The organism is Streptomyces sp. NPDC047081, assembly GCF_040643775.1.
Lineage (GTDB): Bacteria > Actinomycetota > Actinomycetes > Streptomycetales > Streptomycetaceae > Streptomyces.
Genome location: NZ_JBEYUY010000009.1, coordinates 191,410 through 216,571 on the forward strand (window position 1 = coordinate 191,410; position 25,162 = coordinate 216,571).

At 68.0% G+C, this 25,162-nt stretch carries 19 protein-coding genes and 1 pseudogene; 18 read left to right on the forward strand and 2 right to left on the reverse strand.

Annotated elements, in window-relative coordinates; genetic code table 11:
• The first annotated feature begins 24 nt into the window (after positions 1–24).
• The 10 genes from ABZ848_RS19455 (at position 25) to ABZ848_RS19500 (ending at position 13,096) form a co-directional block, all read left to right on the forward strand.
• Positions 25–753, forward strand: a complete 729-nt coding sequence (locus ABZ848_RS19455) for a hypothetical protein (protein ID WP_360833266.1) — start codon at positions 25–27, stop codon at positions 751–753.
• Between the two features lie 182 nt (positions 754–935).
• A complete protein-coding gene (gene rplU / locus ABZ848_RS19460) occupies positions 936–1,256 on the forward strand; it encodes a 50S ribosomal protein L21 (protein ID WP_003990208.1) in 321 nt (106 codons plus the stop codon).
• A 14-nt stretch (positions 1,257–1,270) separates the two neighbouring features.
• Positions 1,271–1,525, forward strand: coding sequence for a 50S ribosomal protein L27 (gene rpmA / locus ABZ848_RS19465; RefSeq protein ID WP_242759227.1), 255 nt, complete (start codon positions 1,271–1,273; stop codon positions 1,523–1,525).
• Positions 1,526–1,643: 118 nt separating this feature from the next.
• Positions 1,644–3,098 carry a GTPase ObgE gene (gene obgE / locus ABZ848_RS19470; RefSeq protein ID WP_360833268.1) on the forward strand — a complete coding sequence of 485 codons (1,455 nt, stop codon included), beginning with the start codon at positions 1,644–1,646 and terminating at the stop codon, positions 3,096–3,098.
• 131 nt (positions 3,099–3,229) lie between these two features.
• Positions 3,230–4,717, forward strand: coding sequence for an FG-GAP-like repeat-containing protein (locus ABZ848_RS19475; RefSeq protein WP_360833270.1), 1,488 nt, complete (start codon positions 3,230–3,232; stop codon positions 4,715–4,717).
• Between the two features lie 215 nt (positions 4,718–4,932).
• Positions 4,933–6,483 (forward strand): alkaline phosphatase D family protein, encoded by a 1,551-nt coding sequence (locus tag ABZ848_RS19480; protein WP_360833272.1) that lies wholly within the window; start codon positions 4,933–4,935, stop codon positions 6,481–6,483.
• Positions 6,484–6,587: 104 nt separating this feature from the next.
• A complete protein-coding gene (locus ABZ848_RS19485) occupies positions 6,588–7,778 on the forward strand; it encodes a hypothetical protein (RefSeq protein WP_360833274.1) in 1,191 nt (396 codons plus the stop codon).
• A gap of 193 nt (positions 7,779–7,971) precedes the next feature.
• Complete coding sequence (locus ABZ848_RS19490; protein WP_360833276.1) at positions 7,972–9,468, forward strand: bifunctional cytidylyltransferase/SDR family oxidoreductase; 1,497 nt, start codon at positions 7,972–7,974, stop codon at positions 9,466–9,468.
• 167 nt (positions 9,469–9,635) lie between these two features.
• On the forward strand, positions 9,636–11,723 hold the full coding sequence (locus ABZ848_RS19495) for a hypothetical protein (RefSeq protein ID WP_360833278.1): 2,088 nt from the start codon (positions 9,636–9,638) through the stop codon (positions 11,721–11,723).
• Between the two features lie 167 nt (positions 11,724–11,890).
• Positions 11,891–13,096 carry a glycosyltransferase family 2 protein gene (locus ABZ848_RS19500; RefSeq protein WP_360833280.1) on the forward strand — a complete coding sequence of 402 codons (1,206 nt, stop codon included), beginning with the start codon at positions 11,891–11,893 and terminating at the stop codon, positions 13,094–13,096.
• A gap of 538 nt (positions 13,097–13,634) precedes the next feature.
• Here the strand turns inward: ABZ848_RS19500 and ABZ848_RS19505 are convergent.
• Together ABZ848_RS19505 and ABZ848_RS19510 are read right to left on the reverse strand one after the other, a co-directional pair.
• A pseudogene (locus ABZ848_RS19505) lies at positions 13,635–14,882 on the reverse strand (RNA-guided endonuclease TnpB family protein); the annotation flags it as partial.
• A 623-nt stretch (positions 14,883–15,505) separates the two neighbouring features.
• Entirely contained in the window at positions 15,506–16,240 is a 735-nt protein-coding gene (locus ABZ848_RS19510) for an AfsR/SARP family transcriptional regulator (protein WP_360833282.1), read from the reverse strand.
• Between the two features lie 570 nt (positions 16,241–16,810).
• Between ABZ848_RS19510 and ABZ848_RS19515 the strand changes: the two genes are divergently transcribed.
• From ABZ848_RS19515 to ABZ848_RS19550, 8 genes are all read left to right on the forward strand, one after another.
• Positions 16,811–17,620: a trypsin-like serine protease gene (locus tag ABZ848_RS19515; protein ID WP_360833284.1), complete on the forward strand. Its 810-nt coding sequence runs from the start codon at positions 16,811–16,813 to the stop codon at positions 17,618–17,620.
• Between the two features lie 134 nt (positions 17,621–17,754).
• A complete protein-coding gene (locus ABZ848_RS19520; RefSeq protein WP_360833286.1) occupies positions 17,755–18,498 on the forward strand; it encodes a trypsin-like serine protease in 744 nt (247 codons plus the stop codon).
• A gap of 204 nt (positions 18,499–18,702) precedes the next feature.
• Positions 18,703–19,869 (forward strand): phospholipase D-like domain-containing protein, encoded by a 1,167-nt coding sequence (locus ABZ848_RS19525; protein ID WP_360833536.1) that lies wholly within the window; start codon positions 18,703–18,705, stop codon positions 19,867–19,869.
• Positions 19,870–20,133: 264 nt separating this feature from the next.
• Positions 20,134–21,240 carry a glutamate 5-kinase gene (gene proB, locus ABZ848_RS19530; RefSeq protein WP_360833538.1) on the forward strand — a complete coding sequence of 369 codons (1,107 nt, stop codon included), beginning with the start codon at positions 20,134–20,136 and terminating at the stop codon, positions 21,238–21,240.
• A gap of 170 nt (positions 21,241–21,410) precedes the next feature.
• Entirely contained in the window at positions 21,411–21,863 is a 453-nt protein-coding gene (locus ABZ848_RS19535) for a hypothetical protein (protein ID WP_242761327.1), read from the forward strand.
• Between the two features lie 82 nt (positions 21,864–21,945).
• On the forward strand, positions 21,946–23,232 hold the full coding sequence (locus ABZ848_RS19540) for a glutamate-5-semialdehyde dehydrogenase (RefSeq protein ID WP_360833288.1): 1,287 nt from the start codon (positions 21,946–21,948) through the stop codon (positions 23,230–23,232).
• Between the two features lie 152 nt (positions 23,233–23,384).
• The gene (locus ABZ848_RS19545; RefSeq protein ID WP_360833290.1) at positions 23,385–23,960 is read left to right on the forward strand and encodes a hypothetical protein; all 576 of its coding nucleotides are present in this window, start codon (positions 23,385–23,387) and stop codon (positions 23,958–23,960) included.
• 120 nt (positions 23,961–24,080) lie between these two features.
• Complete coding sequence (locus tag ABZ848_RS19550; protein WP_360833292.1) at positions 24,081–25,151, forward strand: hypothetical protein; 1,071 nt, start codon at positions 24,081–24,083, stop codon at positions 25,149–25,151.
• The last annotated feature ends 11 nt before the right edge of the window (positions 25,152–25,162 follow it).

The following is a 25,162-nucleotide window of genomic DNA, read 5'->3' on the forward strand; positions in this document are numbered from 1 at the left end:
GCTCCGGTATCAGGTGGGAGATTCGTGGACGCGTTCGGTGTGGAGTGGGGATCCTTCGACGTGGATCCGGAGGTGGCTCGGCGAGTTCGGGCCGAGTTGGACAAGCTGGCCGGTGCGGACGGCGAGGAAGCGGCGATCGACGCCGCCGCCGCTCTGCACGAGCTCGTCTGCTACGCGGCGGTGACGGTTGAGGAGGAGACGGTGCCGGCCGCGCGGGCGCTGCGCGGAATGCTCGGGCTGCCGGATTTCCGATGGAAGCAGTTCGCGCTCCAGCTCCTCGACACGATCATTTCGGTCGCGGGCGTCCTCGATTCCGCCAGTCCTCTCAAAGCCCGGGTGCGTGCGGAAGTACTGCGTTCGGTGCCGCTCGCCGAGCAGGAGCAGAACAGTTCTTCCCGGGATGTCAGAGGCGCTGCCATTGTTTTCCTGGGCAGTGCGTCCGAGACACCCGCCGCGGATTTCCAGCGATTCAGGAGTGCCTTTGAGCGGGAATCGGATCCGGTGATCCAGGCCGATCTCGCCCTGGCGGCGACAGCGTGCGCCTGGGCGGCGGACGGAACGGCGGAGGACGCGAAGGCGGCCGGATGGTTCGAGGAAGTCCTCGGGCACTCCAATCCGGCCGTCCGGTTCAGGGTCGGGCAGTTCCTGGTCGGGCGTGGGTTCCGGTGGAGCGGCGGTGATCTGGTCGGCCTGGTCGCCGCGGCGGTGCCCGCCGTGCTCGAGCGGCGGTTGTTCCGGCAGGAGTACCTGTAGGGCTCGGTTTGACCCCCGAAGGGCGGCCCCGTAACCTTGACCGTCGGCGTGTCCTTGGATATGGGCGCGCCACATCCCCGTAAACCTCATTCCTCCAGGGCACTGGGTGCTCCGGAGAGGCTGCCCGTGTCGGGTGGCTGGACTGCGGGGGTGCCGTTCCCGAGCGAGAGAGTGAGATCCGCGTGTACGCCATCGTGCGCAGCGGTGGTCGCCAGCACAAGGTTGCTGTCGGCGACATCGTTGAGGTTGACAAGATTTCCACCGCCAAGGTTGGCGACACGGTCGAGCTCTCGACCCTGCTCGTTGTCGACGGCGACGCTGTGACCAGCGACCCGTGGGTGCTGGCCGGCATCAAGGTCCAGGCCGAGGTCGTGGACCACCACAAGGGCCAGAAGATCGACATTCTGCGCTACAAGAACAAGACCGGCTACCGCCGTCGTCAGGGCCACCGCCAGCAGTACACGGCGATCAAGGTCACTGAGATCCCCACGGCTGCGAAGTAAGGGACTGAGGAGAGATGGCACACAAGAAGGGCGCATCGTCCACCCGGAACGGTCGCGACTCCAATGCCCAGCGGCTCGGCGTGAAGCGCTTCGGCGGTCAGGTCGTCAACGCGGGTGAGATCATCGTCCGCCAGCGCGGCACCCACTTCCACCCCGGCGCGGGCGTCGGCCGTGGCGGCGACGACACGCTGTTCGCGCTGCAGGCCGGTGCGGTGGAGTTCGGCACCCACCGTGGCCGCAAGGTCGTGAACATCGTTCCGGTCGCCTGAATCAGGCCCTGACCGGAAGCTTCGCGCGAGGCGGACCTCACTTCCCTGGTGGGAAGGCGGGTCCGCCTTTCGCGTGTTGACATAGGTAACACCCGTACTTTTCTGGAGGCACAGAACCATGACCACCTTCGTGGACCGCGTCGAGTTGCACGTCGCCGCGGGTAACGGAGGCCACGGCTGTGCCTCCGTACACCGGGAGAAGTTCAAGCCGCTCGGCGGGCCGGACGGCGGCAACGGCGGGCGCGGTGGCGATGTGATCCTCACCGTCGACCAGTCGATCACCACGCTCCTCGACTACCACCACTCCCCGCACCGCAAGGCCACCAACGGCAAGCCCGGCGAGGGCGGCAACCGCTCGGGCAAGGACGGGCAGGACCTGGTCCTCCCGGTGCCGGACGGGACCGTGGTGCTGGACAAGGCCGGCAATGTCCTCGCCGACCTGGTCGGGCACGGCACCTCGTACGTCGCCGCCCAGGGCGGCCGCGGCGGCCTCGGCAACGCGGCCCTCGCCAGCGCCCGTCGCAAGGCGCCCGGCTTCGCGCTGCTCGGTGAGCCCGGGGATCTGCAGGACGTCGTACTGGAGCTCAAGACCGTCGCCGACGTGGCGCTGGTGGGCTACCCGAGCGCGGGCAAGTCCTCGCTGATCTCGGTGCTGAGCGCCGCCAAGCCGAAGATCGCCGACTATCCGTTCACGACGCTCGTGCCCAACCTCGGTGTGGTGACGGCCGGTTCGACCGTCTACACCATCGCCGACGTGCCGGGGCTGATCCCGGGCGCCAGCCAGGGCAAGGGACTTGGGCTCGAGTTCCTGCGGCACGTGGAGCGGTGCAGTGTGCTCGTGCACGTGCTGGACACGGCCACCCTGGAGTCCGAGCGCGACCCCGTCTCCGACCTCGACGTCATCGAGGAGGAGCTGAAGCAGTACGGCGGCGGCCTGGACCGGCGGCCGCGGATCGTCGTCCTGAACAAGATCGACGTACCGGACGGCAAGGACCTCGCGGAGATGGTGCGGCCGGATCTGGAGGCTCGCGGTTACCGCGTCTTCGAGATCTCGGCGGTCGCCCATCTCGGGCTGAAGGAGCTGTCGTTCGCGCTGGCCGAGATGGTCGCGAAGGCGCGGGCCGCGAAGCCGAAGGAAGAGGCCACACGGATCGTGATCCGGCCGAAGGCCGTCGACGACGCCGGATTCACCGTCAGCCGCGAGGAGTTCGACGGCGAGCTGCTGTTCCGGGTGCGTGGCGAGAAGCCCGAACGCTGGGTGCGGCAGACCGACTTCAACAACGACGAGGCGGTGGGCTACCTCGCGGACCGGCTCAACCGCCTCGGTGTGGAAGAGGAGTTGATGAAGGCCGGCGCCCGCTCCGGTGACGGCGTCGCCATCGGCCCCGAGGAGAACGCGGTCGTCTTCGACTGGGAGCCGTCGATGACGGCCGGTGCGGAGATGCTGGGCCGCCGCGGCGAGGACCACCGCTTCGAGGCACCGCGGCCCGCGGCCCAGCGCCGCCGGGACCGCGACGCCGAGCGGGACGAGGCGACGCGGGAGTACGGCGACTTCGATCCGTTCGCCGAGTAGGCGCAGGGCGGCCCGGCTCGACACCGGGCCGGGTTAACTCCGGGCGAATTCCCGGCGCACCCCAGGGCAACTCCTTCATCCCGAGGTGAGTCGTACTGGGCAATCGCCCTACGGACTCCCGGAGTTGCCCCATGGACAGACGCAGACCCCGCATGGCCTGGCGTACCGGACTCGCCGTCGTCCTGGCGGTCACCGGGGCCGGTGTGCTCCCCACCGCCGCGCACGCCGCCGGCACCCAGCAGGCCGCCACCCGGCTGCAGGACGACTTCAACGGCGACGGCTACTCCGACCTCGCCGTCGCCGCCCCCTCGGCGACCGTCGGCGGCCGGAAGACCGCCGGGTACGTCGCCGTGGTGTACGGGTCGTCGAGCGGCCTGAAGACCTCGACCAGGCAGGTGTTCAGCCAGAACAGCGCCGGGGTGCCGGGGACCGCCGAGACCGGCGACCGCTTCGGCTCCGCGGTGACCAGCGCCGACCTGGACGACGACGGGTACGCCGACCTGATCGTCGGGGCGGGCGGGGAGGACACCACTGTCGGTGCCGACGCCGGGCTCGTCGAGGTGATCTGGGGCGGCGCGAGGGGGCTGTCCGGTGGCGCCACTCTTGCGGGCGGGACATCGTCGTACGACAGACTCGGCGACAAGGGGCACCTCGCGGCGGGTGATGTCGACGGCGACGGGGCGCCGGACGTGATCACCGTGCAGAACGCCCATGACCTGCGGATCCTCAGCGGCACCTTCGCCCGGGACGGCTCCACCGCGCACGGCGGACAGGTCGTCGTCGACCGGTACGACAGCCGGGTGCTCGACCTCGCCACCGGGGACGTCAACGGCGACGGCATCACCGACATCGCCGCGGTCGAGAACGACGGCGACGAGTACGACGCCCGCCGGGTCGTCTACTGGCTGGGCAGCACGACGGGGATCAACCCGTTCACGCTGGTGTACGACATCGACGGCGCCGGACTGCAGGGCGGCGAGAACCTCGACCTCGGGGACGTCAACAAGGACGGCTACGACGACATCGTGGTGGGCCGGGCCGTCGACGGCTACGACAGCGACCTCGACAACCCGTACGTCAAGGGCGGCCGGATCACCTGGATCCCCGGCACCGCCGACGGGCCCGACGGGGTGAAGGCGAAGTTCGTCTACCAGGACACCCCGCTGGTGCCGGGTACCGCAGAGAAGGGCGACCGCTTCGGGACCGACGTCCAGGTCGCCGACGTCGACGGGGACGGGTACGCCGACATCGCGGCCGGCATCCCCGGCGAGGACCTCGGCTCGGTCCCCGACGCGGGCAGCGTCGTCGTGCTGCGGGGTACCAACACCGGCCCGACGAGCAGCGGCTCCATGGTGTTCAGCCAGAACACCGCGGGCGTGCCCGGCACCGGCGAGAAGGGCGACGCGTTCGGGTCGGCCACCCGGCTGGTGGACGTCGACCACGACGGCCGGGCCGAACTCGCCGTCGGCGCGCCCGGGGAGAACGGCGGCCAGGGCGGGGTGTGGGTGTTCCGGGCCACCGAGCACGCCATCACCGCGACCGGCTCCTTCACCTTCGGCGCGGGCACGCTCGGCACGGTGGCCGCGGGCGCGAGGCTGGGCTCTGGCTTCGGCTACTGACCAGCCCCCGAACACCGTGCGGCGCGTGTCGATTGACGTGCCGTGAGACCCGTTGCGACAAGATCACGTTCACCCTGTTGTTCCCGTGTCGCAACGGGTTTTCTGTTGTCTACCTATTTGTCATGCACGCGCAGGCCTGGGTTCAGCGGGTGGACCGCCCGACTGCGTGAGCCTTGCACGTGTCCAAGAGGCCAGCGAGGCAAGGGAGTTCGCGCATGACCGGTGCCATTCAGCCCGACCGTCGCCGATTTCTTACCGCGGGCGCCGCCGTCCTCGGCGCCGCCGCCTCAGCCCAGCTGTGGCTTCCCGGAACCGCCCGAGCGGCTGAAAACACCCTGCCGGACGGGGTGTTCAGCCTCGGTATCGCCTCCGGCGACCCCCTCCCCGACGGCATCGTCCTGTGGACCCGGCTCGCCCCCGACCCGCTCAACGGCGGCGGCATGCCCGACAGGGTGGTCCAGGTGGAGTGGGAGATCGCGCAGGACGCGCGGTTCAGAAAGCCGGTGCGCCGGGGCGTCGCCCAGGCCCGGCCCGAGTACGGGCACAGCGTTCACGTCGATGTACGGGGCCTGCACCCCGACCGCTCGTACTGGTACCGCTTCCGCACCGGCGGCCAGATCTCGCCGGCCGGCCGCACCCGCACCGCCCCCCACCCGCACAGCAAGGGCGGCACCCTGCGCGTCGCCCTCGCCTCCTGCCAGAACTGGCAGCACGGCTACTTCACCCCGTATGCCGACATGCTCGACCAGGACCCCGACTTCGTCCTCTTCGTCGGCGACTACATCTACGAGTCGACGCCGGCCTCGACGGGCCCGCGCCGGCACGAGGGGACGGGGGAGCCGTACACCCTGGTGCAGTACCGCAACCGGTACGCCCAGTACCGCACCGACCCCGACCTCGCCGCGATGCACGCGAACGCCCCCTGGGTGGTCACCTTCGACGACCACGAGGTGGACAACGACTTCGCCGGCGAGGTCCCGCAGGACCCCGCCAAGCAGTCGCACGACGCGTTCGTGGCCCGGCTGACCGCGGCCTACCAGGCGTACTACGAGCACATGCCGGTGCGCGCGAGCGCCGTCCCGAGCGGCCCGCACATCCAGATGTACCGCCGCCTGGAGTTCGGCCGGCTGGCCCGGCTCAACGTCCTCGACACCCGCCAGTTCCGCAGCGACCAGGCCACCGGCCAGGCCGGCGCCCAGGACCCGGCGCTGACCATGCTCGGAGCCGAGCAGAAGGAATGGCTGCTGGACGGCATGCGGGACTCGCCGGCCCGCTGGAACCTCGTCGCCTCGCAGATCATGATGGCCGAGACCGATCTGCAGATCGGCGAGGGCAAGCTCTGGTACTACGACGCCTGGGACGGCTACCAGGTCGAACGCAACGCCCTGCTCGGGGAGTTCGCGGACGTCCGCAACCCGGTCGTGCTCAGCGGCGACCGGCACCTGACGATGATCAGCGACCTGAGGACGGACTACGCCGACGCGGACTCCGAGGTCGTCGGCGCCGAGTTCGTCGGCACGTCCATCTCCAGCAACGGCGACCAGGACCAGGCCGCGTTCCACGCCCAGTGGGACCCGCTGAAGGCGGACAACCCGCACTGGAAGCTGATCGACGCCCACCGCGGCTACCACCTGTTCGACATCCGCCGCGACGGCATCGACGCGCAGGTGCGGGTGGTGGACACGGTGGTCGAGCCGCAGGCCACGCCGAGCACCTACGCCCGGCTGCGGGTGGAGAACGGCCGTCCGGGCGTCGAGCTCGCGTGACGGCCGTGGCTGTGTGAAGTCCGTGTGACGGGAGCCTGGGACTCATCTGTGTCCCAGGCCTCTCTCAGGTAAGTCTCAGGTACTACTCTTACCGTCCCTTAACCATGGAGACGGACTGTACGAGAGACGAAGCCCGGATGAACGGACTCGCCCCACTGCCGGCCGGCACCCGGCTGCTGCACATCGGCCCGCACAAGACCGGGACGACCTCGATCCAGGGCGCGCTCTTCGCCGCCAAGGACCAACTGCCCGCGCACGGCGTGGAGTTCCCGGCGCACACCCGGCACCCGATGGAGGCCGCGCTGGCCGCCTGCGCCCGGCCGGCGATGATGGGCGACACCGTGCCCACCGACCAGCACTGGACGAAGCTGCTGGGCCAGGTCGAGGCCACCGGTGCGAGGACCTCGGTCGTCAGCAGCGAGTTCTTCGCCGACGCCGACGACGAGGCGACCATCGCCCGGATCGTCGAGCAGCTCGGCGGGGAGCGCGTGCACATCCTGGTCACCCTGCGCCCGCTGGCCAAGATCATGCCCTCGCAGTGGCAGCAGTACGTGCAGAACGGGCTGCGGATGGGCTACGAGAACTGGCTCACCCACATGCTCAAGAAGGCGCCGTACGAGCAGCCCAACCCCAGCTTCTGGCGCCGGCACCGGCACGACCGGCTGATCGAGCGGTGGGCCCGGGTGGTCGGCCCCGAGCGGGTCACCGTGGTCGTCGTGGACGACAGCGACAAGGGCGGGCTCATGCGCACCTTCGAGGCGCTGCTCGGACTTCCGGCCAATCTTCTGCAGCCGGTTCCGGACACGGCGAATCGTTCCCTTACTCTCGCCGAGACCGAAATGCTGCGGAATCTTAACAAGGAATTCCGCGGCAATGAGCTGCCGGACGAGCTGTATTCGAAACTTGTGCGCAATGGCGCCGTGATGCATATGAAGAATACGTGCAGCCCCTCGCCCGAGGACGTGAAGATCAGCACCCCGGCCTGGGCCCTGGAGGCCGCCGCCGGCGTCGGCGCCGAGATGGTGGAGCGCATCGGCGGACTCGGGGTACGCGTCCTGGGTGACCCCGCGCTGCTCACCGCCGTACCGAAGCCGCCCGTCTGGGAAGCCCCCGCCGAGCCGCGGATCGCCCCCGAAGTGGCCGCCCACGCCCTGTACGGCGCTCTCGCCGCGGCCGCCGCCGCACCCGTGCGGCACACCTCGGCGGCCAAGGCGCGCACGGTTCACCAGACTTCTTCCAAGGAACTTGTGAAGGTGCTGTGCCACCGCTGTCTGAAGAAGCTGCGGCGACACTGAAAGCTGTGCGGTTACTCACAGCAACCGAGGTTCGGATTTCCCTCTGGTCCCACTGGGGCTCGCGGTGCCACCAGCAGTGCAAGGTGAATACCAGGTAGCGCGTACATATGCAGCGAACGGCGCTCACCTTGCACAGCGGTAACCGCAAGTGGGACCATTTCCCCGTTCCCTGACGCCCCAAGGTAGGTCCTCTGTGTCCCAGCACATAGCCAAGCCCCGTACCACCGCAGTGATCCTGGCCGGTGGTACCGGCCAGCGTGTGGGTCTTTCGATCCCCAAGCAGCTGCTGAAGATCGCAGGCAAGGCAGTCATCGAGCACACCCTGACGACCTTCGAGCAGGCCGACTCGATCGACGACATCATCGTGCTGATGGCGCCGGGCTACGTGCCCGACGTCGAGAAGATCGTCGCCAAGGCCGGGTTCACCAAGGTCAAGAAGATCATCGAGGGTGGCAACACGAGGAACGAGACCACCGAGCGCGCCATCGCGGCCCTCGGCGAGGGCCTGGCCGACGGCGAGGACCTCAACGTCCTCTTCCACGACGCCGTGCGCCCCCTGCTGTCGCAGCGCGTGATCGACGACTGCGTGACCGCCCTGCAGCGCTACCAGGCGGTCGACGTCGCCATCCCGTCCGCGGACACCATCATCGTCACGCGCACGCACGGCGAGGACGGCGAGTTCATCACCGAGATCCCGGACCGCTCCCGGCTGCGCCGCGGCCAGACCCCGCAGGCCTTCAAGCTGTCGACCATCAAGCGCGCCTACGAGGTCGCGGCCGGCGACCCCAACTTCCAGGCCACGGACGACTGCTCCGTCGTACTGAAGTACCTGCCGGACGTGCCGATCCACGTCGTCGCGGGCGACGAGTACAACATGAAGGTCACCCAGCCGGTCGACGTCTTCATCGCCGACAAGCTGTTCCAGCTCGCCTCCATGGTCGCGCCGGAGCAGGTCGACGAGGCCGCCTACCGCGAGCTGCTCACCGGCAAGACGATCGTGATCTTCGGCGGCTCGTACGGCATCGGCAAGGACATCGCCGAGCTCGCCGAGTCCTACGGCTCCAAGGTGTACGCCCTCGGCCGCTCCACCACCGGCACCCACGTGGAGAACCCGGAGGAGGTCGACGACGCGCTGTCCAAGGCGTACGCCGAGACCGGCCGGATCGACTACGTCGTCAACACCGCGGGCGTCCTGCGCATCGGCAAGCTGGCCGAGACCGACAACGCGACCATCGAGGAAGCGCTGAAGGTCAACTACCTGGCCCCCGTGCAGATCGCACGTTCGAGTTACAAGTACCTCGCCGAGACCAAGGGCCAGCTGCTGCTCTACACCTCCAGCAGCTACACCCGCGGCCGCGCCGAGTACAGCCTCTACTCCTCCACCAAGGCCGCCATGGTGAACCTCACCCAGGCACTGTCCGACGAGTGGGCCGGCGACGGCATCCGCGTCAACTGCATCAACCCCGAGCGCACCGCGACACCCATGCGCACCAAGGCCTTCGGCCAGGAGCCCGCGGGCTCGCTGCTCTCCTCCGAGGCGGTCGCCCGCACCTCGCTGGACGTGCTGCTGTCCGAGCTCACCGGGCACGTCATCGACGTCCGCCAGCAGGACCCGACGGCGGGCGCGGCGCAGGCCTCCGGCTTCGAGGCGGCCCTGGCCTCGGTGCTGGACCGACAGGACGGCGTGTAATAATCGACGCCAATTAGTCTTCCGTTATTCAGGCCTCTGCTTTCCGGCGTTAACGCAGTGCATTAGGCAGTGCATCGACCCGGGGCTTCGCAGGGGCCTGTATACGTAAAAAGCCTGTATACGTAAACAGAACAAAACCGGCACTCCCCTCCCAGAGCAGGTTCTCCGTGATATCCACCGCTATTCGCGTCGCCCGGGTGGGCAGCGCGGCCGAGCTGGCCGCGGCGGCGCTCATGATGCTGGGCTACCCGGCGTTGCTGCTGGCCGCGATCATCCCGAGCGCGCCCGCCTTCGCCGCAGCGGCAGCCGTGACGTACCTGGCCGACCACTATCTGCACCGCAAGGGCAGCTACCTCATCAACCTGCTCAACAAGGTCCGAGCCGGCCTGTCCATCCGGTTCCTGATCCGTGAGCTGCTGCTCGTCCTGCTGCTGGCCAGGCTCGGCCTGTCGCAGGAGCCGGTCTTCTACGCGGCGATCGCCTGCTTCATCGTCTTCTTCGGCCTCCAGGCCCCACACGGAGCGCTGGTCACCCTGATCGGCAAGCGCCGTCAGATGCCGGTCGTGACCCGCAACGTCGACCTGGCCTCCCGGCTGACCATCCCGGACGCCCCGCCGCGCGCCCTGCTGACCAAGGCCGGGCAGAAGATGCTCCACCTGGACCTCGCGGCCGTCGCCGGCCTGCTGGTCTGCGCCATCGGCGACGACCTCGACCTCGCCGGTTACATCGGCGTCGGCGTGACCCTCTTCCTCGGCGCGCTGTACGTCCTGCTGCTGATGCCGCACCTGCGCGCCGACCGGCTGCCGCCCAAGCCGGACAAGGTGCTGGACACGATCAGCGCCTGGCTGCGCGAGTACCGCCCGGAGACGGTGCTGTACTTCTCCGGGTCCAAGGACTCCGCGTACCAGGTCAACATGTGGCTGGAGACCATGGAGCAGCTCGACTCCAGGCCGCTGGTCATCCTGCGCGAGCGGGTCATCCTGAACAACCTGTCGCCCACCACGGTCCCGGTCATCTGCGTGCCCGGCGGTGTGCACCTGATGAACATGGACCTCACCACGGTCCGCGTCGCCCTCTACGCGGCGAACGTCGGCAAGAACATCCACCTGCTGCGCGTCCCCACCATGAAGCACGTCTTCATCGGCCACGGCGACAGCGACAAGCTGGCCAGCGTCAACCCGTTCAGCAAGGTGTACGACGAGGTGTGGACCGCCGGCCGGGCGGGCCGCGACCGCTACGCCATCGCCGACGTCGGCGTCCGTGACGACGACATCGTGGAGGTCGGCCGCCCGCAGCTGGCGCCGATCAGCGGCTGGGAGGGCGTGCCGGACGGACGTATCCCGACCGTGCTGTACGCGCCCACCTGGGAGGGCTGGGACGGCGACCCGGGCAACACCTCGATCGTGCTGGCCGGCGAGAACATCGTGAAGAGGCTGGTCAAGGCCGATCCGCCGGTCCGTGTGCTGTACAAGGCGCACCCGTTCACCGGCACCGTGAGCAAGGAGGCCGGCGCCGCGCACCGCCGTATCGTCGCGCTGGTCGAGAAGGCCGCCGCCGAGCGTGCCGCCGACTCCCGCTTCACCGCGGACGCGGCGGCCCAGGAGCAGGCCAAGGCCGAACTCGTCCGGATCGAGGCGCGGCTGGCCGAGCTGTCCGGCACCGGGAGGGACCGGGGCGACGAGGCCGAGGCCGCGCGGGACGGCCTGGTCGACATGAAGAAGCACGAGGAGGTCGCCCGGCTGCGCGCCGAGTGGAACGACGCGTACTGGCGCTCCTTCGGCAGCTTCGAGCACCGGGTCATCTCCGGCGCCGAGCCGCGGCTGTTCGACTGCTTCAACGTCTCGGACGCGATGGTCTCCGACATCTCCTCCGTGGTCTCCGACTTCCTCGCGAGCGGCAAGCCGTACGCCGTCACCGACTCCGCGGAGCTCGGCGTGGAGGAGTTCAAGCGGCAGAACACCGCCGTGCGCGCCGCGACGATCCTCTCCAACTCCGCCGCCGAACTGGGCGAGTTGCTGAGCGCGGTGCGCGACCCGGCCGCCGACTCGCTGGCGAAGGACCGCAAGGAGCTGAAGCAGTACCTGCTCGGCCCGGACGAGCCGACCTCCATCCAGCAGTTCAACACCGCGGTGGCGGACTTGGCGCTCAAGGCCGAGACGCGCAATCTCGGCCAGGAGTCGCGGACCGCCGCGGCCGGCACACCGGGGGCCGACGAGCTCTCCGACGCGCTGTCGGCGCAGCCGCCCACCGCATGAGGCCGCCCACCGTGTGAAAACGGTGAGAAGGGCCCGGTTTTCGAGGAGTGATCCTCGAAAACCGGGCCCTTTTTACGTATCTACAGGCAACCCACAGCCCGGGTCGTCCGTCTACTAGGTAGCCAAAATGATGATTCGGGGGAAACATTCCGTGACTAGGGGGAAATGTGACCGTGGCGCAGCCTGATGTGACTGTCGTCATCGGGGCGTACGAAGCGATGCCGTACCTGGTCGAGTGCCTGGCTTCGGTCGAGGCGCAGACCATCGGCCCGGGGCGCATCGAGGTCGTGGCGGTGGACGACGGGTCCACCGACGGGACGGGGGAGTGCCTGGAGGAGTTCGCCGCGCGCGTGGCCATGCCGGTCACGGTGGTACGGCAGGACAACTCCGGCGGGCCCAGCGGCCCGCGCAACGTCGGGCTCGGCAAGGCCTCCGGGCGGTACGTCTTCTTCCTGGACGCCGACGACCGGCTCGGCCCCGAGGCGCTGGAGCGGATGGTCGCGATGGCCGACCGCAACGGCACGGACGTGGTCCTCGGCCGCGTCGAGGGCGTCAACCGCAAGCCGCCGCAGTCGATGTGGGGCAGGACGCTGGAGCGTACGGACGTCTTCTCCTCCAACATCAAGTTCACGCTGAGCGCGCAGAAGCTGTTCCGCCGGGAGTTCCTGGAGCGGCACGGGATGCGGTTCGACGAGTCCCTGTGGACCGGCGAGGACGCGCTGTTCACGATGGAGGCGTATCTGCGGGCCGACGGGGTCTCGGTGCTCGCCGACTACACCTGCTACTACCTGGTGGGCCGCTCGGACGGCAAGCACGTGACGAAGAGCGGGAGTTACACCCTGCGGTTCGACTCGGCGCGTGCGCTGATGAATCTGATCGCCGAGTTCGTGCCGCCGGGGGAGCGGCGGGACTCGCTGATGCACCGGCCGTTCGTGGTGACGCTGCTGCCGCAGTTCGGGCCGAGGTTCCTGAAGGACAGCGAGGCTGTACGGCGGCACAAGTTCGAGCTGGCCAAGCCGCTGATCGAGGAGTTCTGGACGGACGGGGTGGCGCAGCGGCTGCGGGTCGACGAGCGGCTGCGGCTGCACCTGGTCGCCGAGGAGAGGCCCGAACTCCTGGTGCCGGTCGTGGAGTTCGTGAAGGCGAAGAAGCAGGCGGCGGCGCTGCTGGAGAAGAAGGGGCGGGAGGTGTACCTGGTGTATCCGTACTTCCGGGATGCCTCCGCGGGGATACCGGACCGGGTGTATCTCGCTCCTGTGCGGGAGGCTCGGGCGTTTCCGGGGTATCGGGAGCATGCGCCGTCGTCTGTGGTGCGGCGGGCTGTGCGGAAGGCCCGGAGGGTTTTGAAGGGGCGGGCGGTTGTGGCCGCCTAGGAGTTCTGGGATGTGGTTACTGCGCGACTGCGCGTTGGTCGCGCGGTTCCCCGTGCCCCCTACGGCGCACTCTTGATTGCCGGCGTTTATTGCCGACCCGACTGCAGTGTTTCGCGAATGGGACGGCCCACTGCGCGGCGGCAGCGGCGTTGGACAGATGCCGTCCGGTGCCGTCGGTTTGGCGGCGCTTCGCTTCAGCTCTCGCTTTAACAGGGCATTGTCCAGGGCCAGTTTGGAATGCGTCTCTGCTTCCAGCCGAAAGTGGGAGGTGAGTGAGGCTGTCAGGTGGGCGTCGTTCGAGGGCAGGATGCCCGGTGGGAAGGCCACCTTGCTCATCTGGGCCTTGAAGGCCGCGCCACCGTCGCCGTGGGTGAAGCGTTCCGCAGGCCGCAGGGTCCAGGAACGCAGGGAAGCGTTCGAAGCGCTCCAGGTGGCCGCCGGTCAGTTGGCCGATCCGGCGGTGCGGGATGTCGAATTGACTTGCTCCTCCTGGTGAATCCCGAGGATTCTGGCCTTCCTCACCGGTGCTGTGCCGCTTCGCGGCACCATGCCCGGTGGGGATTCCTTGGCTTCCTGCTTCTTCACGCGGTGCCAGCACACCTGGCCTGGTCTTACCTGCGCTCCACGGGCTTGAGACCGCGACGACCTTTCGGTCGCCTGTTCATAGTCCAGCGGCCTTTTTCACGTTACGTGCGGCGTTGACATCCCGGTCGTGGACCGTGCCGCATGCGGGACAGGTCCACTCGCGTACGTCGAGGGGTTTGGGTCCGTCGTGGTGGCCGCACACGGAGCACGCCTGGCTGGTGGGCTCGTACCGGCCGATCTGTATCAGGATGCGGCCATACCGTGCGGCCTTGTATTTCAGCATGCCGACGAACTGGGCCCAGCCCGCGTCGTGCACAGACTTGGCCATCGTGGAGCGCGACAGCGCTCTCACCGGTAGGTCCTCGACGGCGATTGCTTGGTTCTCGCGGATCACCTTCGTGGACAGCTGATGGAGAAACTCGCGACGTGCGTCGGCCACTTGAGCGTGCGTGCGGGCAACCTTGACCCTGGCCTTCTCGCGGTTGTTGGATCCCTTCTGCTTGCGGGCCAGCTCGCGCTGGACCTTCTTCAGTTTCTTCTCCGCGCGGCGCAGAAACCGCGGTGAATCGATCTTCGTGCCGTCGGAAAGTACGGCGAAGTGGGCAAGGCCCAGGTCGATGCCGACGGACTGGTCCGTCTCGGGCATGTGCTCCGTTTCGGCGTGGGAGTCCGTGTCGATGACGAAGGACGCGAAGAAGCGTCCGGCCGCGTCCTTGATGACGGTGACCGAGGAGGGCATGGCGGGCAGGGTGCGTGACCATCGCACCTTCACCTCGCCGATCTTCGGCAGGTTCAGCTCGCCGCAGGCGGTGAGCGACCAGCGGGCATTGGCCGTGAACCGGATCGCCTGCCGGTGGTCCTTGCGGGACTTCATGCGCGGCTCGCCCACCCGTGCCCCTTGGCGCTCTCCCTTCAAGGAGGCGAAGAAGTTGGTGTAGGCGCGCTCGCAGTCGCGAAGCGACTGCTGCAGCACCACGGCGGACACCTCACCTAGCCAGGCCCGCTCGGGACGCCGCTTGGCTTCGGTGATCAACAGGCGGGACAACAGGCCCAGCTTCGGGTACGGAAGGCCTTGGGCGTGGGCCTCTCGGCGGGCGCGCACGGCGTCGTTGTAGACCACCCGGGCGCAGCCGAACGCCCGCCCCAGCGCGGCCTGTTGACCGGCGGTGGGGTAGAGGCGGAAGGCGTATCGCAGCTGCACACTGGGCACGCTACGCGCGTCCGGCCCGGCGCATCCCTGCATGTCTCCTTATGATCGCCAACGCCTCTTTGTGATCACGCCTTGCAGGTGGAGTAATCCGATGACATCCGCGCATGATCAGCGACTGTCCCTTGTGGGAACGGCCCTCGTCCCGGGGTGGCCCGCGGCGGCTCACTCCGGCTCCGCCGACCCACTGACCAGGCTCTCTGCCCCGGCCCTCCCGATACGATCGCCCGCTCCGCGGGCTCGTCGCCGTGCCGCTCCACGCCACGAAGACAGATCTGCTTCGCCACCGGAGTGACTCTGGTGCGCTACAGATGCATCCGGGTAGGCGTGCCCGCCGGCAGCACCGTGATGTCGCCGTGGACGCGGGACGGCGCGGCGGCGCGCGGGAGGGCGAAGCGGGGGCTTGGCCGGGGAGGGAAGGGGGGACGGGAGCACTCGGAGGCCGTCGCAAGATACGGCGAGGTTCGACCACAGGACGGCACGCGTGTGTACGGAGGCCTTGGGCAACAGGGACGCCGGTCTACCGACGGCCTGGCTGCGGTGCTCGGTAGACCGGCCCTTATCGCGGGCACACAGGGCCGAAACTGGTGCGGCAGTCACAGACAAATCAGGGTGTTCTAATGCCTGACTCCTGCGCACTCTTCTTGGGGAGCGCTTTTATTTTCACGTAGAACGCCAGAAATGTCACTCAGAACCTGCTGATGCGTATCGTGCAGGATGCTACCCGGCTCGATACCGAGCTCTTTTACGAGATGGCGTCGTATATCACGGAAAACGGTCAACGCGTCACCGCGTCTGCCTGATCTGTGAAGTGCTGTCATGAGTAGACTCGCAGCGCGTTCACGGAGAGGATGTTCGATGACAAGGGAGGTCAGGTCTCTGATCGCGTCGTGTACTCGACCGGCTTCGAGGACAGCCGTGGCGTGCTCCTCGAGTGCGGAAAGCCGTTCCTCCTCCATGTAGACACCGGCCGTTGAGGTCAGCCAATGGCCAGCCACGCCCGAGAGCGGCGGGCCGTGCCACAAGTCGAGTGCCTTGCGTAGCAGTTCGCCCGCCCGCACGGCATCGGCGTTCTGGGCCATGTCGACCAGGTGACGAAAGCGGTGGAGATCTACCTGTTCTTTGTCTGCCCTGAGTGAATACCCTTGCAGGTGAGTGGATATCTCGTTTTCAGGGAAATCCTTCAAGGTGCGTCTGAGCTTGGATACGTATCCCTGTACGGCATTGCGGGCGGAATTCGGTGGCTCCTCTCCCCACAGTGCACGCACCATGTTTTCTATTGGGACGACTTGATTGGAATTCAGGAGCAGCGTCGACAGGACGCTGCGCTGTTGCGGGGTCGTGTGCCCCAACAGCTGACCCTCGTGCCAGATCCCCACAGGTCCAAGAAGTCGGAATTCCACCCGATTCACCGCGCCCCCTCAGATGCAGCTCGCCCACCCCTCTGATGCCGCTAATTTACCTTAACAATACCCTCTGTCCTGCCTTGATTCCCTCGAAGCCACCCTTTCGTGCCGATCTGTCGGATTTACCTGTGTGGAACCTGTCGGCGCGATATCGGGTGGGCGAATTTTCCGCGCCGTGTCGGGGCCGTCAGCTTCGACTGCTTTGCGGCGTTTGGCGGAGTGGCGCCGGTCGGTCTGCTTCTCGAAGGTGGTCGTTTCGCTGACTGCCGCCCAGGTGCTGCCGGGCGGCGTCGAGATCGCCCGCTGCAGCCGTCGGCACACCATGCCCGGTCGGGGAGGTGGTCGCCCCTGGATGCCACCGCGGGAGCCCATGCCCCGTTTCAGCGCACGTTCAGCGCGTTTTCAGCGGTTGCGTCGAACATGCTCTCGCATTCAGGTGCTGCGGAGTCGGCCGGCGGGGTCCACCGGGACGGCCGTAGCCCAGTGGCTCTACTGGACGAACGGATCGCAACGACTATGAGACTCCGCTCCCTTCTGGCGACTGTGGCTGTGGCCGCGTCCTTGGCCGTGGCTGGCTCGACAGCTTTGGTATCACCGGCTGTTGCTGCCGAACTGGCGGACGACGGAGAAGTTCTGGCTCTCCCTCAGACTTCGGGAGACGACAGTGAATCGCCCGCCGTCGTCAACGGTGAAGCCGCTACGTCGGCCAGTGGTATGGGTGCGCTGCTCCTGGACGATGAGTTCCGCTGTTCCGCCTCCTTGGTCGCTGCCGAATGGGTGCTGACCGCGAAGCACTGCGTCCTCGACATCGAGGGTGACGGGGCGAAGCTGTCCGCAGACCGGTTGTCGGTCCGAGTCAAGAGCCTCGACCGCACGAGCGGCGGCGGTGTGGTGAACGTCGAATACACCAAGGTGCGCACCAGCCACGACATCGCACTCCTGCACCTCACCCGCTCGGCCAACGCCGAGTACGTGCGTCTACCGACCAAGAATCCGGCCGTGGGGACCACCAACTACATCTTCGGATGGGGCTCGACCAACGGCTACAGCGGCGCCTCCACCTACCTCAAGCGCGCGACGGTCGAAGTCACCGACACCGACGCCGTGGACTACTACGGCGGTCAGGCCATCCGTAGCTACAAGATCAACGGTTACGCCTGCTACGGGGATTCCGGTGGCCCGCAGTTCAAGCTCGTCGACGGTCTGCGCTACCAGGTCGGCGTGCTGTCCACGGTCACCAGCAGCGGCGGTGTCTGCCAGGGCTACCAAACCTACGCGAGTGTGCCGGCCAGTCTCGACTGGATCAACGAAGTGGCCGGTCTGTGAGAGGTGCGCTCACGGCCTCTCGTCATCTTCCCGTCTCGGCACTACCCGAAGGATGAGCTTTGAGAATTCGTACGTTCGTGACTGCGGCCGCGATCATTGGAGCGAGCCTGGTCGGAGCCGCTACGCCCTCCGCGATGGCGGATGACGCAGAACTCACCGAGTTCCTGCCGATCGGCGCCACAGGAGACGGAGTGACCGAGGATCCGGCGATCGTGAACGGTGAGGCCGCTGACTCGGCGGATGGCATAGCCGCGATCCTGTACGACAACAGTGATGCGGGCACGGGACGAGGCAATCTGCTCTGTTCCGGATCCATCATCGCCGAACGGTGGATTCTCACCGCGAAGCACTGCTTCTCGGAGACGGGGATCGGCCAGGACGCCTCCAAGATCCAGGTCCGGGTCAAGAGTAAGCAGTACAACAGCGGTGGTGGCGTGATCGAGGTGGACGACATCAAGTTGCGCACCAACCACGACATCGCCCTGCTCCACCTCACCCGCGACGCGAACTCCGAGCACGTACGTCTGGCGAGCGCCAGCCCCGTGGAGGGCACCACGAACTACATCTTCGGCTGGGGCTCGCAGAGCAAGATCGGTGGTTCCCCGTCCGTGAACCTCAAGCGGGCGACCATCAAGGTCACCGACATCAACGCCGACGACTGGATCGGCGGCCGGGGCATCAAGAGCTCGAAGGGCAACGGCATTGCCTGTTCCGGAGACTCCGGTGGTCCGCAGTTCAAGCTCGTCGACGGCCTGCGCTACCAGGTCGGCGTGACTTCTTGGGGTAATTACAACTCGTCGGGTGTCTGCACCGGCCCCATGGTGGCCGCCACTGTCCCCACGAGCCTTGACTGGATCAACCAGGTAGCCGGCCTCTAGCCTGCCCGAACAACTGACCCGGTGCGGTGTCCGTGCCTTTGTGGCTCGGGCACCGCGCTGCGTCACGCGGCGCGACAATGAACCGGACGGTTGCAATGCAGGGCGCTGGGGGTCGATGCCTGGAAAGTCGTCGACCGGGCCGTTATCCCTGGATTTTCGAATTCTGCTTTCCTCGGCTTTTATGTGTCATATGATGTGCCGGTGATGAAAGAAAAGTTCGCCCACTTGTGGCGCTCATTCCAACTCGCTTTGCTTCTCGTTATATCATTGATGGCGGCAGTGGTTTCCGCGCCTCCCGCAGCCGCCATAGACGGAACCTGTGAGGAATCCGGCAACTATGAGGTCTGCTTCACCTATGGGGGTGGAATCGAGGATCGTCTGATTGCAGCCAAGATCAAGGCAAAGATTGATGCCACGGCAGCCGCCGCGACCGACGGTGAGACCGGTGACTATATTCGCGTCGCACTGTACAACTGGGATGTCGACGGAGGCGGTACTGCAATCGCCAATTCGCTGGCGGCGGCCGCGAAAGCTGGCGTGAGTGTGCGGGTCGTGATCGGTCCTTCGAGTCAGGATATCGCGGACATTCTCAGTGCCGCGAACATCGACTGGAAGTACTGCGGGAATTCCTGCATGGATACCGATCACGGCTCCATGCACAACAAGTTCTTCGTGATCAAAAAGGGTGACACGAAGCTGGTGCTTCAGAGCTCCAGCAACCTGGGCGCATGGCAGGCGCAGCATGCGCAGAACCTGCTGATCAGCCGCGATGACGCCGAGTTGTTCTCCGCCTATGTGAACTACTGGCGTCGTCTGTACGCAGGTAGCTGGACGTACGACAGTGTTACCTGGAGCACTGACGCCAGCAGGACGATCGACGGCAGTAATGACCTTTCAAAGGCCTACTTCTTTCCGCAACCCGACAGCAACCGTGTAGCTGATGTTCTGGGCAACGTCAGCGCATGTGAAGATGGCAACGACCGGATCTGGCTGGAGGCGAGCCTCGTCGAGGACGAGGGCTACGCGCGGGAGATCATCACTCAGCTGAACCGACTCCAGAACCTCGGCTGTGACGTCAAGATCATCGTCCAGGAGCAGTCCGGCAAGGACATCATCGAGAAATACGGTGTCGACGACATCCAGATCGGCTGCGATGGTTGGAGCCACAACAAGTTGCTCCTGATCGACGCGAAGTACGCCAGTCAGTGGCGCAAGGCCGTTTTCGTGGGCTCCTACAACCTCACCGAGAACTCGGCGCATCGGGCCAACGACGTGATGCTGCGTGTCATCGACGGATGGGTCACCAACCGATACATCGATCAGTTCCAGACGCTGTGGACCCACCCACACGACTGTGACCAGGGCACCTGAGGCGCACTGAGCCCTTTCGGGGGCTCGCGACATACGAGGCTCCCGTGCCGTTGAGAGTGGTTCAAAGCCTCGACTCACTGCCGCGGGGGCCTCGTTGGCCGTCAGTCCCGTCGCACTCGACCAGGCTCCTTAGTGAGGCTGCCTTCTCCCAAGAGGGGGGCTGCCAACTGTTGGACAGATACGCCGTGCCCACAGCTGTTCGCGTAGATTGCTGCCACACGCAAGGAAGTGGGGACAACGCAGGTGGCAAGCGCTAGGCAGGCCGTGGCCGAAGCCCGCAGGATCGTCGTCAAGGTGGGCTCCTCTTCGCTGACCACCGCCGCGGGCGGCCTCGACGCCGACCGGGTCGACGCGCTCGTCGACGTCCTCGCCAAGAGCCGCAGCGGAGGAGAGAAGGAGATCGTCCTTGTCTCCTCCGGCGCCATCGCCGCCGGTCTCGCCCCGCTCGGCCTGCGCCGCCGCCCCCGTGACCTGGCCCGTCAGCAGGCCGCCGCCAGCGTCGGCCAGGGCCTGCTCGTCGCCCGCTACACCGCCTCCTTCGCCCGCTACGGCGTCCGCGTCGGCCAGGTGCTGCTGACCAGCGACGACATGAGCCGCCGCGCCCACCACCGCAACGCCTCCCGCACCCTCGACAAGCTGCTCGCGATGGGCGCCTTCCCGATCGTCAACGAGAACGACACCGTCGCCACCGACGAGATCCGCTTCGGCGACAACGACCGGCTCGCGGCCCTGGTGGCCCACCTCGTCCACGCCGACCTGCTGGTCCTGCTGTCCGACGTCGACGGTGTGTACGACGGCGATCCGAGCAGGCCAGGCACCTCGCGGATAGCGGAGGTGCGGGGGCCGGAGGATCTCGCGCACGTCGAGATCGGCAGCGCGGGCAAGGCGGGCGTCGGCACGGGCGGCATGGTCACGAAGGTCGAGGCCGCCCGGATCGCGGCCGCGGCCGGCATCCCGGTCGTCCTCACCAGCGCGATCCACGCGGCCGAGGCCCTGCACGGCGGCGACACCGGCACCCACTTCCACCCCGCCGGCAAGCGCTCCGCGGACCGTCTGCTGTGGCTCCAGCACGCCTCCACCCCGCAGGGCTCGCTGACGCTGGACGACGGTGCGGTACGGGCGGTGGTGGAGCGGCGCAAGTCGCTGCTGCCGGCCGGGATCGCCGCCGTCGAGGGCGACTTCGTCGCCGGGGACCCGGTGGAGCTGCGGGACGGCGAGGGGCGGGCGGTGGCGCGCGGGCTCGTCAACTTCGACGCCAAGGAGATCCCCCAGCTGCTCGGACGTTCGACGCGGGAGCTGGCGCGGGAGCTGGGACCGGCGTACGAGCGTGAGGTCGTCCACCGGGACGACCTGGTGATCCTGCATCCCTGACGCTCGTCAGGGACCGAAAACAGGGTGAACGCCCCGCAAAACGGCCCGCCCTGAGGTGGACGTTCCGCAAAACCGCCCCACGGACCCTTGCGGCCTGCTCAACTTTGTCTCAGGGACCCATTCCGCCGAGCATCGCTCGAACCGTGGTGAAGGAGGCCGTCGTGAGACGAGTGCGCCCTGGGGCGGCGGCGTCCCGCGACGGCGTCGCCTCCCGCCCGGCCGGCGAGGAGCGCGCCCTGACCAGCGTCGCGGCCGGCGACCGCTACGAGGAACCGGCCGACCTGCCCCGCCTGTGGCATGTCACCCTCAGCGTCTCCGGCAAGGAGGCCCCGCTGAAGGAGGTGCGGCGCGGCCTTGAGCAGCTCGCCCACGACCACCCCTTTCTGCTGACCAGCAGATACGCCAACGACCACGCGGAGATCCGCTACTGGGAGGAGGCCCGGGACCTGCACGACGCCGCCGCGGTCGCCCTCCGGCTGTGGGGTGAACACCGCCAGACCGCCAAGCTGCCGCCCTGGGAGATCGTCGGCCTGGAGGTCATCGACCGCGAGACCTACCACCAGCGCCTCGCGGAGGGCTACGGCCCGCCCCCGGCGAGCCCGGTGGGCGTGCACCCCTTTTGAGCCCGCGTGGGCACCTTGGACAGGCGTCTCGGGGTTTGGAATGTCCGATGGACCCGTCCCCGTGGCGCACTACCCTTCCCTCATGACCACGCTTTCGCCGTACGACTCCATGTCCCCGGTCAACCGGGCCGCCTACCGCGCCAAGGCCGCCGCCGCCGACCTCGCCCCGCTGCCCCGCGCGGTCAAGGACGACGCTCTGGCCGCCATCGCGGACGCCCTGGAGGTCCGTACGAGCGAGATCGTCGAGGCCAACGCCAAGGACATCGCCAAGGCCCGCGAGGCCGGCACCAGCGAGGCGATCATCGACCGGCTGACCCTCACCCCGGAGCGGGTGCGGGCCATCGCCTCGGACGTCCGGGACGTCGTCGCGCTGCCCGACCCGATCGGCGAGGTCGTGCGCGGCTCGACCCTCCCGAACGGCATCGACCTGCGCCAGGTCCGCGTCCCGCTCGGCGTGGTCGGCATCATCTACGAGGCCCGCCCGAACGTCACGGTCGACGCCGCCGCCCTCTGCCTGAAGTCCGGCAACGCGGTCCTGCTGCGCGGCTCGGCCTCCGCCTACGAGTCGAACACGGCGCTCGTACGGGTCCTCAGGGACGCCGTGGGCGGCGCGGGCCTGCCCGCCGACGCCATCCAGCTGGTGCCCGGCGAGAGCCGCGACAGCGTGCGCGAGCTGATGCGCGCCCGCGGTCTGGTCGACGTCCTGATCCCGCGCGGCGGCGCCTCCCTGATCCAGACGGTCGTCACGGAGTCCATCGTCCCCGTCATCGAGACCGGCACCGGAAACTGCCACGTCTACGTCGACGCCCAGGCCGACCTCGACATGGCGATCGACATCCTGATCAACTCCAAGGCGCAGCGCCCCAGCGTCTGCAACGCCGCCGAGACGCTCCTGGTCCACCAGGACATCGCCGCCGAGTTCGTGCCGCGCGCCCTGGACGCCCTCGCGGAGGCCGGGGTGACCGTGCACGCCGACCCGCGCGTGCTGGCATATGCCAAGGACTCCAAGGCGACCGTGGTGGAGGCGACCCCGGAGGACTGGGACACCGAGTACCTCTCCTACGACATCGCCGCGGCCGTCGTCGACTCCCTCGACAAGGCCGTCGAACACATCCGGCTGTGGTCGTCCGGTCACACCGAGGCGATCGTGACGACCTCGCAGCAGGCCGCCCGCCGCTTCACCCAGCTGGTCGACTCCACGACGGTCGCGGTCAACGCCTCCACCCGCTTCACCGACGGCGGCCAGTTCGGCTTCGGCGCGGAGATCGGCATCTCGACGCAGAAGCTGCACGCCCGGGGCCCCATGGGGCTGCCGGAGCTGACGAGCACCAAGTACATCGTCACCGGCGACGGGCACATCCGGCGCTGACCGGCGCGGGCGCATGTGCGCCGGTCACGGGGTGAATATGCGCCGGGCACACGCGCCCGGTACGCGTCCGCGGCGCACGAGAGGTGTCTCACAAGGCGGATGAATTTCCATACCGTCTGCCCAAATTGACCCCCCAGGTCTACTCTGGATCCGTGCCGGAGGACGTGGGGGGCACGCCGTTCCCTGACGGCTGGGAGCCCGACGACGACCACGACCGCGGGGTGTCGGACGAAGAGTTCGCCTCCGTGGTCTTCGACGAGGCCTTCGTACGGGCGGCGGTGGTGCACGAGCCGACCGCTGTCGAACGCCTCCTTGCCGCCGCCCAGGCGAGAGCCGAGGCCTCCGAGGCGGAGGCACGCCGGGCCCACGGCCGCGGCGAGCGCCACGAGGACGGGTACGGCCCCGAGGGCCGCACCGGTTTCGGCCATGATCCCGAACTCGACGACCTGGACGACACCGACGTCCTGGAGGGCCGCTACGGCGCTCCGGGGACGTACGGCAAGAAGGTCCACTGGCACCGCCCGGTCGCCTGGATGCTGGCCCTCGTGATGGGGATCGGCATGGTCGCGCTGGCCTTCACGGCGGTCTACCGGGGCGCCTCCTCGGGCAGCCGGGACCAGGTGCCACCGCCCGCCTCCACCGGTCTCGAACAGGGCACCCCCGCGACGCCCTCCGCCTCCGCCGACACCTCCCAGCCGGCGATCTCGGTGATCCCGCGCAACCCCTGAGCGGCTGATCGGCTCCCCGAGCGGTCTGGTCGCTCTCTCTTTCGATCCTGGTGAGAACCTGTCAGAACTTGTCGTGTACCAGGGCGTTTACCTGAGCCTCCGGAGACCTACCCTGAATGTATGGGAGGGCCTGGAGACCCACCTGAGGGGACACCCGAGGGCGGCCCCGGAGGTGGCGAGGACGAGTACCGGTCCGTCGTCTTCGACGAATCGTTCGTCCGTGCTGCCCGCCTCCAGGAGTTCTCCGCGCAGGAGCGCATGGCCGACCACGCGCCCGCCGTACGCCGCCGCCCGCCCCTGCGCCGCGGCCTGTCCCGGCAGGCCCTGATCCTGGTCCTGCTGATCGCCGTCGCCTTCGGGACGGCGATCTACATGGGTGTACGGCACCCGTACACCACCCCCGCCGCCCGGCAGCCCGTGGAGCCCCTGCGGATGACCGTCATCCCGCTCGCCCCGCAGGGCAAGGTGCCCGGGGCGGCCGATCCCGAGTACCTGTACGCGCACAGTCCCGCCGCGCAGTTCCGGGTCGGCGCCGAGGGCATACCGCTGCCGGCCGCGCGGCGCACCGCGCACTTCTCCGACAGCCAGGTGGTGTCCGCGCTCACCACCGCGAAGGACTACATCGTCCGCTCCTCGCTCTACCCCGAGGTGATCAGCGGTCAGGAGGTCCGGCCGGTGCGCGTCATGCTCGACGGCGACCAACTCGACCAGTTCGACCAGAGTTTCGAGCATCCGGTCGCCGACGGGCGGCACCAGCCGACGGGTTGGCTGGTTCGCTTCGACCAGACCCGCGCCGAGCTCGCCGACCCCAAGATCCGTGTGGAGGGCTCGTTGCAGGCCGCGGAGACCGACTCGGCGACGCTCGAAGTGACGGCCGATCACACCTTCGTCTACGCCCTCAAGCCGACGGGCTCCGGCACGAAGGCCCAGTCGTCCCTGTTCACCGTCCGGCGTGAGCTGCAGTTCCGGTTCGACCGCGACGATCTGCGGCTGCACCAGGCGCAGTTGGTCGTCTCCTACGTCCAGGTGGGGCCGCTGTCCTGCGCGGAGGACGCCACCAACCACTTCCACCCGCTGCTGGCCGGACAGACGGCCAGGACGGGTGGCCCGGCGGGCACCGACCCGTATGCGACGGGTGGAGCCACGGCGCTGTGCGGCTCGTTGGCGACCAGCGCGGAGCCGAAGGTGTGACGGGGCGCAGG